Here is a 19,096-nt window from a genome sequence, read left to right as displayed (position 1 = left end):
AATCTTCATGCTTCGCTTCCTAACTTCTGATGCAAAAATAGCTTGAACGCCTTTGTATCTCCACGGGCTCCGGCGCGTGGTTGCTTCAAATTTATCCACAACCTGCGCCTTCTCCAAACCGTTTTCGCTTACCCAATCCGTTTACATCCTACATTTGCGGCAATCTAAAAGGACGTTTCAATGATGCTCGAATCCAACGATCCCGCCCGCAAAACTTGGGTGGCTGTGCCAGAAGGCAGCGATTTTCCGATTCAGAACCTGCCATTTGGCATTTTCAAGACGGCCGACAATCCTAAACCCCGGATCGGAATCGCGCTCGGCGAGATGATCATCGACGTCTATGTCATGGCCGAATCGGGTTTGCTCGGAAATCGTGGATTTGACTTGGAGATCCTGAATGACACGACATTAAATCGCTTTGCTTCACTCGGACGCGCTGCCACGCGCAGCCTCCGTGAACGCATCGCCGATCTATTTGACATTCAATGTCTGGATGTACAGGACAACGAAGTGCTCCGGAAACTGGCGCTGGTGCCGCAGGCGAAAGCCACGATGTGTTTGCCTTTTTTTACCCACGACTACACCGATTTCTACAGCAGCATCGAGCATGCCACCAACGTAGGCATCATGTTCCGCGGAAAAGACAATGCCTTGATGCCCAATTGGAAACATATCCCGATCGGATACCATGGCCGCGCCTCCTCCATCGTCATTTCAGGGACAGAGATACGCAGACCCAAAGGGCAGATGTTGCCTCTGGACGCTACGGTGCCCGTTTTTGGACCGAGCAAATTGCTTGACTTCGAATTGGAAATGGCCTTTGTCGTGGGAGTCGGGAATGAACTCGGTTCGTCCATCTCCGTGGAACAGGCTGAGGATCATATTTTTGGGATGATGCTATTCAACGATTGGAGCGCCCGCGATATTCAAGCTTGGGAATATGTGCCGCTCGGACCGTTTTTGGGTAAAAACTTCGCAAGTTCGTTGTCACCTTGGGTGGTAACGATGGATGCGCTCGAACCCTTCCGAGTTGCTGGTCCTGAGCAAGATCCTAAGCCATTGCCCTATCTAGAAAACAATGGCGCTGCCAATTTTGACATCGCCTTGGAGGTATTGTTGCAACCCGAAGGTGGCAGTGCAGAAACCATCAGCCAGTCCAACTACAAATACATGTATTGGAACATGCGACAGCAGCTCGCACACCATACGATCAATGGTTGCAACATGCAGCCCGGGGATATTTGCGCTTCGGGGACAATTTCAGGTCCGACGCCTGACAGCTATGGCTCCATGCTCGAACTCACTTGGCGCGGCGCCAACCCGATTGCGCTGCACGATGGCAACCAACGCAAATTCATTCAGGACGGCGATACCATCATCATGCGCGGCCATTGCGAAAAAGACGGACTCCGCATCGGATTCGGCGAAGTCACAGGGAAGGTCTTGCCTGCTAATTAATTAGCCACAAGCATCGAAGTTCAGCGAGGCTAAAACGGTGGGGTGGAGCTTTGAGCTTCCGTGACAATCCCGGGTGTCAAAAGCCACAAGTGCCAACCGCGAACTCCAAATTTCTACCTAACTTGTGGTTGTGGGGAGGCGCATCACATTTCTGTTCTTGCTGACGTGGTTGCCGGGGCTCTTGTTGGCTCAGGATGAACGGTCTATGATGCGGCTTTCGTTTGACCGACAAAACGATTTTACCTTTTCTACGATGTTGGATGCGCGGTATGCGTTTCAAAAGGGCCGCTATTCGCTGGATTTTAAACTGAATCACAGCAACATCTACAACAGTTCGCGAGACGAAGGCCGATTTGTTCAGATGTATTTCCATACCGATCTCTGGCAATATTTCCAGCTGAAAAAACGGTTGGACGTCGCTTCTTGGATCGAAACGGATCAGTATGTGAACAATCAAAAACGAAAAAATCAGCGTGTATGGTGGCATTCGGTACAAACCTTGGTCGTTTTTGCACGTGACACCACTCGTAGGTTATACCTGGGATACGCGCACCGCGATTTTGGGGCGAACCGAGCCAACGGTACAATTGGATCAAGGAATTTCACCTGCGCTATTCGTGACATCTTCCCATGAATGGAAGGATCAACTGACGATGCGCACACAGTTGATAGCCAGGTATAAACAAATTTCTCCAAGAAGGCAGTACAATGTCGTCGTCGATCATGAATGGACAAAACGATTTGAGGAAGGCGTCACACTCTCGGCAGGGGTGCATGCGAGCACGCACGAACTTGATGATTATCAAGGAAATTCGGTGAAGCGCATTCAGAGCGATACCTTGATGCCACATTTTGAATTGCGCTACGAATTTGCACCCGGATTGGAATGGCAATCCAGCAACAACATGCTGCTGCATCGACGTCGGTTTGTTTTTCAGAATCTTGTTTTTCCCACGCCGGAGGAGAACAACTTGACTTTCCAGGGTGTGGAGTTGGGAACGATGCAGCGGCTTTCGTGGGTTACGAGCGCCCTGCGCGCCAGCGGGAGCTATGAATTTCAATATTCCAGCCGGGGCTACCTCCTTCAAAACAATTTAGGGATGAACGAAAGCGATTTTGAAGTACAGGTCGAGCGCGAAAAGCAAAAGGACTTCACCAAAAATTTCCAGAAGGTTGAATTTGATATCTTGTTGCCGCTGCGACGCCATTCTCTGGAATTGAAGACAACCAATCAATATTTGCAGTATGACACACCCAGTGAAACCAATTTTGACGACCGTGACGAACTGAGTTGGGTAGCCGCAGGGAAATGGAAAACAGGCTGGAACAAAACCTTTCAAACTGCCTTTCAATTGCAGGGGAATTATCGCCATTACGCCTTCTTGCTCAAGGAAAAGAGCCAGGACAATTACATTCAGCGATCATTGAGAATGGATTTTGATTTTGCTTGGGACCTTCACAAGACGCTGAGACTTGAAGGGCAACAATCCATTTACGTGACCTACAACGTGAAGGACTTCGTGGATTACAACAAGACGGATCGCTCAACCCGTAATCTGGAAACCAATTTGAAGGGAATGTGGCGGCCAAGCAGGCGGCTACAAGTCGAGGCCAACTTCAGGCGAAAGGAAACGCATCAGAGCTACCTGAACTGGGAAAAATTCACCGAAACCACGCTCGATACCAACCGCATTTTGACCATCGACAACAAGTACCGCTATACTTTTGATGGAAAATCACGGAAAACCAGTTGGTATGCCGAGGCTGGATACAAACATTTTGACCAGACCAAGCGGTTCAGAACCAATATGGTAGGCTTTGATAACCTCTTGAAGGCCATTAGCCTTCGTCAGGTAAGCCTACAAACGGGACCGCTTTTGAATATTGGATACCGGCACAAGAATCAGAGTACCATTGACATCGGTTGTTGGCTGCAAGTACAAGTTCACAAAAACAAGTACGAGGTACTGGCCAACAATCAAATCTTTGGCGCCGCACAACAAGAACTCGATTTGCAGCAAGTTACCGTTGAGTTTCGGCCCTATCCGACAGCGCGGATCAATTACTTTTTTGGTGGGGGGAGATGAAGAAGATCAGACTCCTGACTCTATATCAATTTGGCCAACACCGCCAATGTCTTCAAGAAACTCATAGAAACTAGGGTCGTTCTGGACTCGATTGATTTCTTCTTGGTGGATCAAGATGTCTTGATCGGTGATCACAGTTTCGGCTGAAGTAGCGAGGCCGAGATAGATAAAAATCGCAACAATAAGATTCATGACTGACGTGAATTAAGGTGTTTCCAAGAAATTATTTGACACAATGTTCCTAAGTTATTCTACTTTTTGAGGTTACGGTTAAAGCCTAAAAGTAACACTGTAAGGAAGTTTAGATAGGTTTAGATTCGTTTTTTGGATAACTTGGGGGGCCAGTTTTGGGATAGGCAATGGATAGGTTGCAAGAAATAATCAGGGTTGTTGGAAGGATGCGTCTAAGGCGGATCGAGGTTTTCAATGAAACTGCTGGTCGAGATAGAAAAAATCTCTACTACCGTCTATACCAAGGTATCAAGGAAGGGACTTTCAAGACTGATGCCGATGCCTCCATGGCACTTTTTGGCGTGGAGCCTTCTGAAAAGAAGTACTTGATGCTAAAGTCGCGGGTCAAAAATCGCTTGCTGAATACGCTGTTGTTTTTGGACAATACGATGAGCAGGTATGATCAGGCGATTTTGCAATGCAATCGTAACCTTGTCGCAGCCAAGGCGTTGCTGCAGAGTGGTGCACGCAAGGCAGGTGAATCAATGCTGATCACCACATTGCATCAGGCGGAGAAATTTGAATTGAATGATGTAGCCCTTAGCTGCTTGCTAAGTTTGCGATATTCGGCCGCATTTTCGGGAAACAGAACTGATTTCGAGCATTATCGAAAGCGTTTTCGGGAGGTGGAGGCAATTTTTCATGCAGAATGTAAGGCAGAGGAATTCTATCAAATCATCACTTTGCCATTCGGCAAAAGCTCCTCAAATCAGCCCGAATTGGCGAGTACTGCCAATGCCTTCGTGGAAGAGATTGAGTTGGAAAGGAGAAAGCATACTTCTTTCAAGCTGGAACTGGTGCTTTTTCGCCTCCGTGTGATGGCTGGACAAATTGGCGGGAATCCAGATCTGGTCCTAGAGGCATGCGATCAAACGGAGGTCTTTCTCAGCAAGCGAAAACACCTTGCTGCGAAGATCAGGTACGGTGAGATCGCCCTCTATCGCATGACCGCCTATATTCAATTGGGAACATTTGAGCCGGGACTGAAAACTTTCAACAATGGTCTGCAATTCTTTGGAGATGGATCGCTCAATTGGATGATTTTCCAAGAACACTTCTTCCTCCTCTGCATGCACACCGCCCACTACGCGCAGGCTGCGGAGGTATTCAGACAAGTCACCGAGCATCCGAGGTTCAGTAGTCTTGATGATGTGCGCAAGGAAAAGTGGCGGATTTTTGAGGCTTTCCTTCGGTACATTCTCAACGGCAGAATCGATGCCGAGGCTGGAGGCGTAGCCGAATCGCAGTTCAAACTGATGAAGTTCCTCAACGAGGTTCCTACTTATTCCAAAGACAAACGGGGACTCAACATTGCCATCATCATCTTGCAAATCCTGTTTTTGCTGGATCGGCGGGATTTTGACGGGATCATCGCCCGCGCCGAGGCGCTCAAGGTGTATTGCTCACGCTATCTGAAACTCGACGAAAACTACCGCAGCAACTGCTTCCTCAAAATGATGCTGCTGATGGAAAAGAAAGGATTCGAATACGAAGCGACATCCAAAATCGCCGATCAGTATTTCCAAAGCCTTAAATCGAGCAGGTTTAACTATGAGGCCGGCAACCTGGCAAGCTTGGAGATCATTCCCTACGAACAGCTTTGGTCCACGATCCTGCAGAAGCTCAGGGAAATGACCTGAAACCTCGCATTACGACCCTATTTTGACCAGAAATCCTCGTTTTCCTGCTTCGGAACCTTGCTCACCTTGCGGCGGCGCATCAACCCCGTAGTGACCATCCCGATGACGAGCACCATTCCCGAGACGAAAACAATCATGCTGACCCGGTTTCCATTTGTTACCGCCGCCGAACTTGCACCAAACGCGGAAACGTAAAAATCATCCGTGCCACTTTTTCCAATTCGTTGGTTTTCAATGTCGTCGCCAGTTACTTTGACCTTCAGCTCTGGAACGACAAGCGAATCATAAGCAGCCTTTTCCGGATCGAAGTAGTAGAAGCGCAAAGGCCCGAGGTCAAAGTCTCCGCTACGCGTCGGCAACATCGACCATTTCCAGCTTTTGTCTCCCAGCAAACCATTTCCCTGGATTCTGGAGTTGTACGTCGTCGAGGGGTCGTAAACTTCAAAGCTTTCGGGGAAGGAGACCACCGGGTCCGCCATCATCGCAATGTTGCCATTGCCAGCAATTTTGATCTCAAGCTCAAGGTTTTCGCCGGTTTTGATTTCCTTATGGCTCAAGGCTGCTTCGAGTTTGAATTTGCCTACCATGTTTGCATCCGGCAAGTTCGTAGCAGGCAGCGGATTTACAATCAATTCACGGTCAGCCGCTTTGATTTTGATCGCCTCAAATTTGGTATCGCGTCCCATAAATCGCGACATCGGGTCTGCATTGGTGGCCACGGCGAGTTTCATGCCATCCAAATAGATGTCTTTGAATGCGATATTACCTGTTTTGATCGGGAAAAGAATGTTCTTGTAAAGCGTGTAGGCGATATAATTCTTGCCGTTGACCTGTGCACGCTCAGCTGGAATCTCCTTGAGTTCAATGATTTCCTGCCAGAATCCATTGTTTTTGATACGCTGCTGCATTTCCATGATCGCCATTCCGTCGACCTTGATTTTGCGCGCATCCATTTCATTGACGTAGAGGATCACATCGCCATGGACCTGCTCACCGATGTAGCAACTGCGTTTGTCGAGGTTTACGCTGAGGAAATAATCCGCTGAGAGGGACTTGAATTTCAAGTCTTCAGGCTGCTTGCGTTGCCCACCGCCGAAAAACGGGTCGTTAAAAAAGTCAGCAAAGGGATCCCGATATCCTTGATTGGCCTGTTGTTTTTTGCCGGAGCCCTTTTTGACATTCAATGTGAAAGCAGGGCTTTTTGCAACCTTTCCGTTGAATTCATAGGACATCTCGGGAACAGTGAATTTGCCGGGATTGGGGGCAAAATAGGACTTCGAAAAAGTGACGGAAGCGGCACCGTTGATCCAGTTTTGTGAAGTGGAAGTCCCGCCGGCCTGCAAGCCCTTGATTTCTGGAAAGCGCGCCTGCGGTATCGATCCCCCGGCTATTCCGCTCATCGTCACCGACAAAACAAATTGGTCGTCGGTTGTGATTTCCTTTGAATTGGGACCGATTTGGATCTGTTGTGCAAACAAATTGCCCATCAAGGCAAATTGGAGCACCGTGAGGACGGACAATCCAAGTTTTACACGGGCATGCAATAGCTTTTTCATTTTCCGTTTTACCACTTCGGGACGAATGTTGCAGCAAATCTAAGGACAAGTCGGACCTCGGCGCAAATTTGAATGGAGCCTTCAGCAGCATTTATCCACCGAAAACAGGCCTTCAAAGCCTTAAAAATTATTAACGGGCAATTTTAACCCGCCCAAGCCCGCAATTGATTTGGCTTGAAAGCGCTGATTCCAAAAGTGATGAAAAGGAGAGGGGCTGACAATTGCCAGCCCCTCCAATTTCTGAAAATGTTGGTGGATCAATGCGCGACAATCAACTTTTTGCTGACCAATTCCGACTCCGTCCTCCATTGATAGAAGTAGATTCCCGGAGCCAATTGGCTGGCATTCAGGCTGAATTGATGTTCGCCAGTTGCAAAGTTGCCTTTGGCAATCGTGGCAACTTCCTGCCCGAGACCGTTATGGAGGGTAAGGATCGCATCGGCATTGGCTGTCAAAGTTACCCCGATCACCGTTGCTGCATCCGTTGGATTGGGGAAGGCATCATGCAAAGTCACGCCGCTCGCAACCTGCGGACTGATGCCGACGGGTACGCAGGGCCCTTGGGGTGCATTGTTGCAAAATGCGACTGCCGGGTTGCTGCACGGCGATACAAACGCGGAATTTCCAAAATATCCCCAGCTCAACTCCATCGACGCGGGGCTGCACCAGCTGCCATTGGCGATGTGGCAGTCGTTCCCCAGATAATAAAAGGTAGCGGGGTTGACTGGATCATTGCTCCCCATGGAGGCCACGACAATCGGGAGATTCCAACCCGTTGGATCGTTCAGGACGATCGGCGCAAGGGCCGGAAACAAGGCAGCACCTTCCCAAGTCAAATCGAGGTCGGTCACCAGCTTGGGGTATGTTTTCATTCCCGAAGCGATGTTTTTGGCTGAAATGCGGAGGTTGGGTGCAAGATTGGCACTTTCTCCGAATCCGATTCCGTTGAGATTGCCCGTGACCAATGCTGTATCAGAATCTGCCCAAGAAAAGAAAATGTTGCATCCGCCTTCATCACGTGCGATTTGAGGCTGATTGTCCATCGTCACGGTAGTACTCGCACCGAACTCCGGCGTGCGAAACGTTAAAACGGGAGAGATATAGTCTACCTCCCAAGTCGAGCCCCCATCAGGCGTCGTGACGTCGCCCAAGAATTTTGCAAGCCCAGAACTGACGGAATAATCGATTCCGGTGCAAATGACAACCGCCATGTGCGGATTTCCATCGGCATCGACCGTCAAGTCATAGTCAAACGCGCAGCTTGCATTCCCATCAGAAGCTGGATTTCCCAAGGAATCCACCCAAAGCGTTTGAAGTGAATCCTTGATCCAAGCAATCGCATCGAGGTTGACCTCCATGGCCGCACTCCAAGTTTCCCCGCAGTCTGTACTTTTTGAAAAAATGGGAGAGAAGACGCTGTCATTCCCGCCGACGACGTCTCCGAGCCACGCAACCCAACCAATCTCTCCGTCGGGTGAAAAGGCAATATTGGATCCCACAAGTCGTGGATCACCGCTAAAGGACAAGTTGGAATTGTCATCGATCGTATCCGTTCGCACGAAAGTGATATCGTGCAATGAAGGTTGATATTCACCACGATACACGTAGATGTCCCCGGTGTTGGCTGTTCCGTTGCCTTCAATATCGGTCACCCAATAAATGCCGCGCGCACTTTGCGTCAATCCGCCGGGAAGCATGGCACCTTGACCTTGGAAGGCGTAGTGCTCGGTTGTCGTCGGCGAACCGGACGTATACAATGCCGAAACTCCGTAAACATGCCCGTCAAATGAACTTGCTCCGCTATTGAGCGCAGAAGCCTCATAAACAAACTCGGCATTCAAGGGATTGGTGCCTCCAAAATAGTTGGAAACGCTGATGTTGGGGTAGCGGGCAACGTAGCTCATCGTCGGATTCATGGGGCCGATATCGTTGCTGAATGTTCCTCCACCATCGATGGATACGTCATAACGCAGATTCCCGGAGCTGCCTCCAAACACACTCGGATTGCTGCGGTGTACAAAGGCGACCATGTCCAGCGAGTCCACTGCGACCACTTGGTTTTGTTCACCGCGCATACAAGTGAAGACGTTGCCGGATGAGCCAATCATCACGGCATTGCTGATGGTTGATGTTCTCCCGTTGGCAGAATTAGCCCGTGGAATCGCCGATTTGTTCGTGACGATCGGCTGCTCAGACCCATTTTCCATTCTAAAGGATGGGTTGTAGGTCGCTTTTGCTGCAATCTGTTGCGGCTTGGCGACGTACTTTGTCGGTTGTTGTGCAAAAATTGAAGGTCCCGAAAGGGCAAAACAAGCTAAGAGAAGTGCAAAAAGTGTTTTTTTCTTCATAAGCAAAACAGGTATTACATTGATTAAGAGACTAGTTAACCATTTTTTGTGAAAGTTTCATGCGATAATTTCTTTTTCAGTTACGCAGTTTATGCGTGCAAATTGGATGTTATTTTCCCCTTTGGTGGTTCTATTCAATGGAGAATCGCTGCTCTTAGTCCTTTTTTCGATGTTGAGTTCACCATTTCGTTTGTTTAAAATTGCTGCTCTGTTTACTTAAGCTTGGTAAACTCGACATCGAAGTATTGGAAATCGGCTGCAAAAAATGCCTCGATACTTTGGAATTGAGCAACTTCAAAACAATCTGTTAAAGCCGTAGGTTTAGCCTGCAATTCGAAGGGAAATGAGCAAAAAACACAAGATTGTAGTGGCAGTGACGGGTGCAAGTGGCAGTATCTATGCACAGCGCACGTTTTTTCATCTTTCGCAACGCGATGATGTCGAAGTGGGGGTCGTTTTGAGCCGCAATGCCGCCACGGTCTGGGAGCAAGAACTGGGTATCCCGTTTGAAATTCCATTTAAAATTTACGAACGCGGTGATTTTTTTGCGCCATTTGCCTCTGGCAGTGCCCGTTACATGAACATGCTGATCGTGCCGTGCAGCATGGGCACCCTCGGCCGTATTGCCCACGGGATCTCTGACGACCTCACTACCCGGGCTGCGGACGTGATCCTCAAAGAGCGCCGTCGTTTGATTTGCATGGTGCGCGATACGCCTTTGAGCAGCATTCATTTGGAAAACATGCTGAAAGTGACCCAGGCAGGAGGGATTGTCTTGCCAGCGGCACCGTCGTTTTATTCCAAGCCGACATCCTTTGAGGCCTTGGCCGATACCGTCGTTTTGCGTGCACTTGATTTGATGGGACTGGAAAACGCCGGTTACCAATGGGGAGAATAGGAGCTTGAGTCAAAGATGCGAGGTGTGATAAGAAGGCAGGCATCTGATTCGGAATGAACAAATTCAAGATTTTTCATGCTGATTAAACCTTCTCATCTTCAAGAGGATAGTTGGTTTATTACTCCTTTGGACACGTAATTTTTGGCAAATGTAGATGCTGCCAATTCGCAGAATTTGAAGTAGTCTTGTGAACGGAAGCGAAACACTGACAAGTCTTGCCAAATGCCGTTTCCAAATTCAAGTAAATTTCACTACATTTGAGGCAAGTAAACGTTTGCCTGAGGGTAATGCTTAGTTCATGATGATGCGAAGAAATTCACTGCTGCTGCTCCTGCTGATCGTCGTTTTGGGTTCATCCTGCAAATTCAAAGTCAAAGATGGCTTGAATTGGGATCAAAATTTGGTGGCACCACTGTTGAAGTCCAGGGTCGGCCTTGAAGACGCGCTCAAAGACACCACGATTGTGCAAACCAATTCTGACAATTCGCTCACTGTGGTGTTTCGGGACACGCTGGTTTCGCTCGCTTTGTCTGATTACCTCGTGGTTCCGGATACGTCTTATTCAGCGAAGATCACGTTGAGCACGATCAAATTGGCTACGGATACCCTCACACAGGATATCACGATGGGCCAAATCTTGCGGCAACTCTGCGAGGATGGTCAAACAATTGCCTGTTCGTTGTATGCGCAGCAAGGGCAGACCATTTTGTTCATGCCACCGCTTCCAAATTTGTCCAGCGACGATGTTCCGATCGATGCATCTTCATTTTTTGACGAAGCCGATTTGCTTACTGGCTGGATGGTTGTGGAAATCGAAAACCAATTGCCGCTGAACATCACAAGCGTGACCTTTCACCTGCGCAACGCTGGTCTGCTCACCGACACACTCGTGCGAAAGACCCTCGGTCCAATTGGGCCTGGACAAACTGTTAGTGACAGTGCGGACCTCGCGGGAAAGACCGTGGAGAGTGCCATGGCAGCCAAACTGGAAGATATTGACATCGCTGGTGGAGGCAATTTCGTCATGGACACCAACGCCTATTTGCGCCTTCGTATCATCGTCAAAGACCTCACCGCCTCCCGCGCAACGGCTGTCTTCCCAGCGCAGCGCGTGCTCGATGACTACAGCCGCATCAATTATCGCTTCGACAATGGCGTGGAAATTACCCGTATCAAGTCCAAGACTGGATTCGTGCGCCTTCAAGCCACTTCGACACTGCAAGACACGATCGAGTTCACTTATAGCTTGCCAACGGCCATCAAAAATGGGCAGCCCGTCAGCATTCAAGGTCGATTGGTGCCGGACCTTGGGTCAGGTGTCGCAACTGCGAACATTAACTTTGAGCTGGTCGATTATTACATCGACATGACCTTGAACGGAGACTCGATCAATCTGTTTCCCTACCATTTGATCGGTGATTTGCTGTATTCGGGACGGAAAAATACGATGGATCTCTCTGACTCGATCGACGTTACCTATGGTCTGGAAGGCATCGTGCCTGCTTATATCGAAGGTTATCTCGGACAGAGTACCTTCAATTTCAAAGACACGATTAATTTCAGCTTCTTCAATTCGATTCTGGGAGGATCACTTGACCTCAGGAATCCAAAGGTGAAGATGACGATTGACAACTCCATTGGGGTGGATGGAGAATTGACTGTGAGGCAAATGGATGCCATCAACAACCGCACAGGCCAAACCGTTGGCCTTACGGGTACGCTGATGAGTAGCCCAACCGAAGTGCGTGGCCCCCGTTTACCCAATGTTGGTCAAACGATTTCTACGCCGATCATCCTCAATCAAAGCAATTCCAATATCCGTCCATTCATCAGCCTTTTGCCTGATGAGATTCGCTTTGACATGGACGTTCTCGTGAATAAAAACGGAAATCCAGCTTTGCGGGATAATTTCGCTACCGATCAAAGCAAAATCGCTGCCTATTTGGATATCGAAGTTCCGCTCGACGGCATCACCAATAACCTTTGGCTGCAAGACACGGTTGATATTGATGTGAGCAATACCACCTTGCCCAAAGGCGTCGAAGACGGCAAACTCAAGCTTGTCGGCAGCAACCAATTCCCATTCGACGCCCGTGTACAGGTGCTTTTTGTGGATCAAAATGGTGCCGTGTTTGACAGTTTGTTTAACACAGGTCCTGCCTTCCTTCCTGCCGGTCAAGTGAATGCCAATGGCTATGTCGACAATCCTGGGAAGGGTGAATTGGTCGCAGCCTTTGATCAGCCAAGGTTCACGATGCTCAAGCAACGCGGAACCAAAGCCATCATGCGTTTTTGGCTGAATACCCAACCTGCCAATCAGCATGTGAAGATCTACACCACATACGGCATCGATTTCTATTTGGTCGGCGACTTCAGGTACCATGTCGGGTCCTGAGTATAAAGGTAACCGCACCAAAATTTTATCCCATTGAAGCGCGAATTCCTGAATATGAGAAATGCAAAATCGCACCTGAGCCTGTTGGCACTCGTGCTGGTTTTTGGTGGCTTGCATGCCCAATACGACTTACAGCCAACGCTGCTGCGCAGTCATGTCTGGAGTCAGACCTATCAACCCGCCAATATTGTCGAGGGCGAATATGAGAAATTTCGCTACGGTGCTATTGGAACTGGTTGGCTGGGCAACACGCATGCACCGCTGAAGGGTGTTTTTGATGAAAATGGCTACATTCAAGAAGCCACCAAGGATCGATTGATCCGCGATTTGCGCGCGAATGAAGATATCAGTGCCGGCTACCATTTGGGCCTCGCCGCTGTGAATATCAAACTCGGTGAATTGCCATTGGGCATCTATCTCGACGAATACAACACGGCCTATTTTCGCTTCAACGAACCCAAAACTTTGGGTTTGATCCTGAAAGGCAACGGCCCCTATGCAGGCGATACGGTCAGTGACAACGGCATTCGTGGCAACATCGCAAGGGTGCGCGAGTTGGCGGTCGGAACAGGATGGAAATGGGACAAGCTGAGTTTTGGCGCAAGAATTCGCCTCAAACAAGGCATTCGCATGGCCAATTTGAATCATTTGAACTATTCCTTGTTTACCGAGACCAATGGCACGCAAGTACAATTGGCGGCGGATTACGACTTGGTGCTTACCCCTAAACTTGCAAAAACCGGATTGTTTGCCTTTCAAGGCTTCGGAGCAGGTGTCGATCTCGGTATGCGCTACGAATTGAGCGAAAAGCTTGATTTTGACCTTGCCGTGACCGATTTTGGCTTCACTTCCTGGAAAACGAATCAGCTTGCCGACGACGTGAATGTGAACTGGGAAGGATTCAGCGTCACAAGTCTGTTTATGGACAGCGTTTCGGTGATCATTCAGGATCAGGTGGACAGCATTAAAGATGTTTTGTTGCCAGACACGATTGTGGGCCGCACGATGTTGATGGCGCCCATGTCGATTCGGGCTTCGGCCACCTTCCATTTGACGGAGCAAGCAAATTTGTCCGGGACAATCCTCTGGAATCCGATCGCGAGTGGTGCACCGACACGCTTGCCCTTGATATCGGTGGCATATCAACACGAAGTGATCGAAGGCTTGACTGTCGGTGGCAACGTGTATGGTTTAGGCCTTGACACCTACGGGTTTGGCGCGATGGCCAATTATCAATTCACGGTTGGAAGTGCAAGTTTTGATATTCTTGCGGGATCCGACAACCTTTTGGGTTTGGTGGTGCCGAGCATTGGCCGCGGGATGTCTGTCTACGGTGGAGTGGGAGTGGGCTTTTGAAAAGGAGAAAAATAATTGCCTCCCGCTTATGTCGGCAGCGTACTTAATTTTGGCATTACTGTGAAGCGTCGCTATTGGATATTGTTGGGTCTGGTCACGATGATGGCTCTCGGCTGTGTAAAGCGGCCGGATGTTTTCGTTGCCAAGGGTGACTTGGCTTTTTCCACCGATACCGTCTTCTTCGATACGATCTTTACGAGCCTGCCTTCTCCAACCGAACGTTTGGTGGTGCGCAACCATAGCGGCAACAACGTCCTGATTTCCAGCATCAAACTCCAAAGCGGAGCCGACTATAGCCTGATATTTGACGGGATCGCCGCCGACGAAATCACGGACTACGAATTGGAAGACGGCGATTCAGCCATTGCCTTCATCAGTTTTACCAGCGATGAAAAGGACGAGTTCACGCGGGATCAGTTGTTGTTTACAATTGGGTCCAATACACAAAAGGTTGAAATAGAAGGCTTTGTTTGGGACGCTGTTTTCTATCAAGATTCCGTTCTAGGCGGATTTGGGAGCGGAAACCTGACGGTGATGGGGCCCGACAAAAAGCATGTCATCGATGGACCTTTGTACGTGGCCGACGGACATACCTTGCGCATTCTGGCTGGAACACAGATTTATTTCACGCCTCGCAAGGATGATAATTTTAACCTGATCTCGTCCATTATCGTTTTTGGGCGTCTTTTGGTCGAAGGACAACTCGGCAACGAGGTTGTATTTCAGCAAACGCGATTTGGTGAGCGATATGAAGAGTCCGGCGGACAATGGCGTGGAATCGCATTTGGAAATTCCGCCAAAGCCTCATCCATTGACCATGCCATTATCAAAAATGGACTGATCGGCATTTATCAGGAGTACGGCAACACTGGCGTAGGTCCGAAGCTGACCCTGTCCAATACGGAAATCAGAAGTATGGGCGCCTACGGCATTCTTTCATTCGGATATACAGATTTCCTTCCCGCCTATCCGCAGATCATTGCCAACAATTGCTTGATTCACAATTGTGTAGAAGGAACATTGGGCATTTATGGAGGCGGAAAATACGCCTTCAACCATTCGACCTTTGCCAATTACACCGTCGATTTCACGCGCAACAAACCGCAACTCGTGGTGAACAACTACGATTCGACCATTATCTATCCGGTTCAGGTCGCCTTCGAAAATTGTTTGATTTGGGGTTCGGAGGAGGAAGAATTTGCCCCGGACAGCTTTCCCGTCTCTAATCAATTTGATGTCACCTTCACTGCAAGTCTTGTTCGAACAACTTTGCAGCCCAAGGGTTACAATGTCATTACAGCCAACGACCTGGAATTTCCAAGGTTTGTGGATCCGACCGCAGGCGATGCTGCTGAAAGGGATTATCACTTGAAGCAAAACAGCCCGGCGGTAAACTTGGGACAGTCCATACAAGGGTTGTCACGGGACAAGGAAGGCAAGCCCCACGACTTCAGGCCGGATGCAGGCTGTTATGAGTTTTCTGAGTGATTTTGTAATTTTGCGCCATGAAAGACCACAGTCCGTTGCTTCGTCAGCTCAGCCAAGGAAACCTCGACCCGATTCAAAAGACCATCGCTGAGAAAGTGCTTGATGGAAAGCGGATTACAGATGCCGAAGCCCTGCACCTCTATGAGCACGGCGACTTGCCATTCCTGTCGATGCTGGCCAATGAAGTCAGGGAGCGGAAACAAGGCAAAAAGACCTTTTTCAACCGCAATTTCCATATCGAGCCGACGAACGTCTGCGTTTATTCCTGCACATTCTGCGCCTACAGCGAGAAGATCAAGAAACGCAGCGACGGCTGGGAGCTTTCGCTGGATCAGATCATGCATCAAGTCAAAGCCTATGATGGCAAACCCGTTACGGAGGTGCATATCGTCGGTGGCGTGATGCCCCAATATGACCATCAATTTTACCAAGACCTGTTCAGTGCGATCCGCAAGCATCGCCCCGAGCTGCATATCAAGGCATTAACTCCGGTGGAATACCACTACGTTTTCAAAAAGGCCAAGATCGGTTACGAACAAGGCCTTCGCGAAATGATCGCTGCAGGACTGGACTCGATGCCCGGAGGCGGTGCCGAGATTTTCCATCCTGAGATTCGTGATCAGATTGCAGGTGGAAAATGTTCCGGCGACGAATGGTTGGAAATGCATGAGACATTTCACAAACTCGGCAAGCGTTCCAATGCCACCATGCTTTACGGGCATATCGAGCAATATTGGCACAGGGTCGATCACATGCGTCAGCTCCGCGAATTGCAGGACCGCACCGGCGGATTCCAAACCTTCATTCCGCTGAAATTCCGGAATCAAAACAATCAACTGAGCCATCTCGAAGAGGTTTCGGTGATTGAGGACCTCAAAAACTACGCCATTGGCCGGATTTATTTGGACAACTTTGACCACGTGAAGGCCTATTGGCCGATGATTGGACGTCGCACGACACAGGTTGCTTTGTCATTTGGCGTGGATGACATCGATGGCACCATCGACGACACCACTAAAATCTACTCCAAAGCCGGTGCCGAGGATCAGAATCCAGCGATGAGTACGCTCGAATTGATCATGCTTATTCGCCGTGCGGGATTTGAGCCGGTTGAGCGTGACACATTATATAATGTGGTCAACGATTACAGTGTCGAAGATTTCCAGCCCGAGGCCCTGGCCCAATAGGCATTCCATGACAGAAATTTATTTGATTCGTCACGGCGAGACCGACTATAACCGACGCAACATCGTGCAGGGCGGCGGAATTGATTCTGACCTGAACGACACCGGTCGGGCCCAAGCTGACGCGTTTTTCAGGCAATATGGTCATCTTGAATTTGATCGTGTTTATTGCACAGAGTTGAAACGCACGCACCAAACCATCGCAGGTTTCGCCCAAAAAGGCCATGAAATCCATGTTTTGCCAGAGCTGAATGAATTTGGCTGGGGCAATTTGGAGGGGGCCGAAGCCTCTGATCAGGTTTTAGAACAATTTCAAGTGATTCTCTCCGCTTGGCGCAAAGGTGATTTGAATGCCCGCGTTGCCGAAGGTGAATCGCCCATCCAAGCTTGGGATCGCGCACAGCCCGGGATTGAACGCGTTATTCGGGAGACTCCCGCAGGTGGCCGCGTGTTGATCTGTGCTCACGGACGCATCATGCGCGTCGTGCTTGCGCAGATGCTAGGATACGGATTGCATCGCATGGACCTCTTTCCGCATCACAATACGGCACTTAATCTCTTGACGCACAATCCAAACGGACGTTTTCGTTTGCTCAAACTCAATGATACCTCCCATTTGCAATGATTCGTGTCGCACTTGTTTCTTATTTTAATACACGGCCATTCACGGATGGATTGCAGCATTGGTTTGGCGAGGATGAGCTGTCTCTAAGCGAAGTTCCGCCCTCAGAATGCGCCGCCCAATTGAAGGCAGGGCTTTGCGACATGGCGCTGATGCCGGTCGGAGCCCTCAGTGATTTTGATGGAATTTCCATCATGAAAGACCATTGCCTCGGAGCAGATGGAAAAGTAGACAGCGTTTTCCTGTTTTCGCATGTGCCTGTAAGAGAAGCGACGAGCTTGGTGCTTGATCCGCATAGCCGCAGTTCCAATGGCTTGGCTGCTGTGCTGATGCGAGAGTATTGGGAACGCGAAATTCCCGTGATTTTCCCGACTGGCGAACGCTTTTCCCAAATAGAAGGCAGTGTTTGTGGCGTGGCCATCGGTGACAAGGCCTTCGCACTCAAGGACCAATATCCCTTTGTATATGACCTTGCTGAAATTTGGAAACGCTATTCGGGACTGCCATTCGTATTTGCGGTTTGGGCATACCGGCCCGAAGCGATCAATGAAGGAATGATGCAGCGTGTGCGTATGGCGTTGGAGTGGGGGAGAACCCACAGGGAAAAGTCAGCTCGAAAATGGGCGGAACACTATGGCTACACCACGGATGATGCGGTCAACTATATAACAAATTCGATTTCCTACGAATTTGACTCCGCAAAGCATGAAGCCATGAAAAAATATTTTCATTTGCTGCTCAATGTGGCCGAAACCCAACCCTTGGTCGGCGCCTAGAGATTGTAGCTTCGCTGCCAATCCTAGAATAATAACTAAATTTGCAGTCCCAAAACCGTTTGGTAATTCAAAGAGTTTTTGGATATTTAGCGGTTCTGAAACTTTTGGTGAGAAAATTGAAATTAATACCCGCAATAGGATTGAATCCGACAAAATTATGAGTCAGAAAATTAAGGTTCTGTTCCCGATCGATTTCGAGGATACCTCTTTGAAGGCATATCCTACAGTAGAATATTTGGCAAAGATCTACGATGCCGAAATTTTCCTGATCCACGTATTGGAGGCCCCTGCAGCAGCAGCCCGCTTATTCTCGAGCTTTGATGAAGCCGAGGAACGCAAGCACGTCAACGCTCAGATGGACAAGTTCATCAAGGAAAAGGGCAATGCCGACATTATCTACAACAAGATCATCAAAGTGGGTAAGCCTTGGAAGTGCATCATCGATGCTGCAACCGAGCTCACAGCCAACGTGATCATCATGGGCACCCACGGTGCCTCCGGTCTTGGTGAAATTTTCGCTGGAACCAATGCAGCACGCGTGATCTCCACGGCTCCTTGCCCTGTGATTACATTGCAGCAACAACAGGCCAAGCCAGGCTTCAGCAAGATCCTGTTGCCGATCGACCTCACACGTGAAACAGGAGAGAAACTGGAACTCGGCGTCGAATTTGCAAAAAACTATTCGGCTGATTTGGTGATCGTTTCCATTTTGCAAAGCAAAAACGAGCGCGACAAAGAGCGTCTTCAAAACCGCATGAACAAGGCGGTGCAGCATATCCAAAAGCAAGGTGTCAAAGTTGATTCCACGATGTTGGTGTCCAAAGGCGACATTTCCAAGGTGGTGCTCGATTTTGCGGATGAGTCAGGTGTCGATCTGATCATGATTATGACCCAGCAGGAAAGCGTAAGCAACCTGCGTTCTACCTTCTTTGGAACGGATTCCGTACACGTGGTCAACCATTCCAAAATTCCGGTTTTGTCCATTAAGCCAAAGCGGGAGTACAAGTCTGCAAACTTCTCTGGTTCGCACTTTGGTTAATTCAAAGTGACCCTGGCA

General features: G+C 49.1%; 15 protein-coding genes. 11 read left to right on the top strand and 4 right to left on the bottom strand.

The window, feature by feature from the left end:
• Positions 1-183: 183 nt before the first annotated feature.
• Positions 184-1,458 carry a fumarylacetoacetase gene (gene fahA, locus IPN95_18475; protein ID MBK9451353.1) on the top strand — a complete coding sequence of 425 codons (1,275 nt, stop codon included), beginning with the start codon at positions 184-186 and terminating at the stop codon, positions 1,456-1,458.
• Between the two features lie 76 nt (positions 1,459-1,534).
• Here fahA and IPN95_18470 read toward each other — a convergent pair whose 3' ends face one another.
• Positions 1,535-1,945 (bottom strand): hypothetical protein, encoded by a 411-nt coding sequence (locus IPN95_18470; GenBank protein ID MBK9451352.1) that lies wholly within the window; start codon positions 1,943-1,945, stop codon positions 1,535-1,537.
• Between the two features lie 28 nt (positions 1,946-1,973).
• Between IPN95_18470 and IPN95_18465 the strand changes: the two genes are divergently transcribed.
• The gene (locus IPN95_18465; protein MBK9451351.1) at positions 1,974-3,545 is read left to right on the top strand and encodes a hypothetical protein; all 1,572 of its coding nucleotides are present in this window, start codon (positions 1,974-1,976) and stop codon (positions 3,543-3,545) included.
• A 6-nt stretch (positions 3,546-3,551) separates the two neighbouring features.
• Here IPN95_18465 and IPN95_18460 read toward each other — a convergent pair whose 3' ends face one another.
• Complete coding sequence (locus tag IPN95_18460) at positions 3,552-3,737, bottom strand: hypothetical protein (GenBank protein MBK9451350.1); 186 nt, start codon at positions 3,735-3,737, stop codon at positions 3,552-3,554.
• Positions 3,738-3,943: 206 nt separating this feature from the next.
• Here IPN95_18460 and IPN95_18455 point away from each other — a divergent pair, with 206 nt between their 5' ends.
• On the top strand, positions 3,944-5,416 hold the full coding sequence (locus tag IPN95_18455; GenBank protein MBK9451349.1) for a hypothetical protein: 1,473 nt from the start codon (positions 3,944-3,946) through the stop codon (positions 5,414-5,416).
• Positions 5,417-5,433: 17 nt separating this feature from the next.
• Here the strand turns inward: IPN95_18455 and IPN95_18450 are convergent, their stop codons facing one another.
• Both IPN95_18450 and IPN95_18445 read right to left on the bottom strand, forming a co-directional pair.
• The gene (locus IPN95_18450) at positions 5,434-6,972 is read right to left on the bottom strand and encodes a protein BatD (protein MBK9451348.1); all 1,539 of its coding nucleotides are present in this window, start codon (positions 6,970-6,972) and stop codon (positions 5,434-5,436) included.
• Positions 6,973-7,229: 257 nt separating this feature from the next.
• Positions 7,230-9,320: a T9SS type A sorting domain-containing protein gene (locus IPN95_18445; protein MBK9451347.1), complete on the bottom strand. Its 2,091-nt coding sequence runs from the start codon at positions 9,318-9,320 to the stop codon at positions 7,230-7,232.
• Between the two features lie 343 nt (positions 9,321-9,663).
• On the opposite strand from IPN95_18445, the gene IPN95_18440 reads away from it, so the two are divergent.
• From IPN95_18440 to IPN95_18405, 8 genes are all read left to right on the top strand, one after another.
• On the top strand, positions 9,664-10,218 hold the full coding sequence (locus IPN95_18440) for a UbiX family flavin prenyltransferase (GenBank protein ID MBK9451346.1): 555 nt from the start codon (positions 9,664-9,666) through the stop codon (positions 10,216-10,218).
• A 304-nt stretch (positions 10,219-10,522) separates the two neighbouring features.
• On the top strand, positions 10,523-12,613 hold the full coding sequence (locus tag IPN95_18435; GenBank protein MBK9451345.1) for a hypothetical protein: 2,091 nt from the start codon (positions 10,523-10,525) through the stop codon (positions 12,611-12,613).
• A gap of 54 nt (positions 12,614-12,667) precedes the next feature.
• Positions 12,668-13,969, top strand: a complete 1,302-nt coding sequence (locus IPN95_18430; GenBank protein MBK9451344.1) for a hypothetical protein — start codon at positions 12,668-12,670, stop codon at positions 13,967-13,969.
• A gap of 60 nt (positions 13,970-14,029) precedes the next feature.
• Entirely contained in the window at positions 14,030-15,457 is a 1,428-nt protein-coding gene (locus IPN95_18425; protein MBK9451343.1) for a hypothetical protein, read from the top strand.
• A 17-nt stretch (positions 15,458-15,474) separates the two neighbouring features.
• Entirely contained in the window at positions 15,475-16,644 is a 1,170-nt protein-coding gene (mqnE, locus tag IPN95_18420) for an aminofutalosine synthase MqnE (GenBank protein ID MBK9451342.1), read from the top strand.
• Between the two features lie 7 nt (positions 16,645-16,651).
• Complete coding sequence (locus tag IPN95_18415; protein ID MBK9451341.1) at positions 16,652-17,266, top strand: histidine phosphatase family protein; 615 nt, start codon at positions 16,652-16,654, stop codon at positions 17,264-17,266.
• Positions 17,263-18,039: a menaquinone biosynthesis protein gene (locus tag IPN95_18410; protein MBK9451340.1), complete on the top strand. Its 777-nt coding sequence runs from the start codon at positions 17,263-17,265 to the stop codon at positions 18,037-18,039. The genes IPN95_18415 and IPN95_18410 overlap by 4 nt, the downstream gene beginning before the upstream one ends.
• Positions 18,040-18,196: 157 nt before the next feature.
• The gene (locus IPN95_18405; protein ID MBK9451339.1) at positions 18,197-19,078 is read left to right on the top strand and encodes a universal stress protein; all 882 of its coding nucleotides are present in this window, start codon (positions 18,197-18,199) and stop codon (positions 19,076-19,078) included.
• The last annotated feature ends 18 nt before the right edge of the window (positions 19,079-19,096 follow it).

Source organism: Bacteroidota bacterium (assembly GCA_016718825.1).
Taxonomy (GTDB): domain Bacteria; phylum Bacteroidota; class Bacteroidia; order J057; family JADKCL01; genus JADKCL01.
The sequence above is the reverse complement of the archived record's forward strand: the minus strand, read 5'-3'. Positions and strand labels throughout refer to the sequence as shown.

What these genes read in the sequence shown, in the direction of transcription:
- fahA (MBK9451353.1), top strand. Translation starts at nt 184, where the DNA reads ATGCTCGAATCCAACGATCCCGCCCGCAAAACTTGGGTGGCTGTGCCA.
- IPN95_18470 (MBK9451352.1), bottom strand. Translation starts at nt 1,945, where the DNA reads ATGCCACCATACACGCTGATTTTTTCGTTTTTGATTGTTCACATACTG.
- IPN95_18460 (MBK9451350.1), bottom strand. Translation starts at nt 3,737, where the DNA reads ATGAATCTTATTGTTGCGATTTTTATCTATCTCGGCCTCGCTACTTCA.
- IPN95_18455 (MBK9451349.1), top strand. Translation starts at nt 3,944, where the DNA reads ATGCGTCTAAGGCGGATCGAGGTTTTCAATGAAACTGCTGGTCGAGAT.
- IPN95_18450 (MBK9451348.1), bottom strand. Translation starts at nt 6,972, where the DNA reads ATGAAAAAGCTATTGCATGCCCGTGTAAAACTTGGATTGTCCGTCCTC.
- IPN95_18445 (MBK9451347.1), bottom strand. Translation starts at nt 9,320, where the DNA reads ATGAAGAAAAAAACACTTTTTGCACTTCTCTTAGCTTGTTTTGCCCTT.
- IPN95_18440 (MBK9451346.1), top strand. Translation starts at nt 9,664, where the DNA reads ATGAGCAAAAAACACAAGATTGTAGTGGCAGTGACGGGTGCAAGTGGC.
- IPN95_18435 (MBK9451345.1), top strand. Translation starts at nt 10,523, where the DNA reads ATGCGAAGAAATTCACTGCTGCTGCTCCTGCTGATCGTCGTTTTGGGT.
- IPN95_18430 (MBK9451344.1), top strand. Translation starts at nt 12,668, where the DNA reads ATGAGAAATGCAAAATCGCACCTGAGCCTGTTGGCACTCGTGCTGGTT.
- mqnE (MBK9451342.1), top strand. Translation starts at nt 15,475, where the DNA reads ATGAAAGACCACAGTCCGTTGCTTCGTCAGCTCAGCCAAGGAAACCTC.
- IPN95_18415 (MBK9451341.1), top strand. Translation starts at nt 16,652, where the DNA reads ATGACAGAAATTTATTTGATTCGTCACGGCGAGACCGACTATAACCGA.
- IPN95_18410 (MBK9451340.1), top strand. Translation starts at nt 17,263, where the DNA reads ATGATTCGTGTCGCACTTGTTTCTTATTTTAATACACGGCCATTCACG.
- IPN95_18405 (MBK9451339.1), top strand. Translation starts at nt 18,197, where the DNA reads ATGAGTCAGAAAATTAAGGTTCTGTTCCCGATCGATTTCGAGGATACC.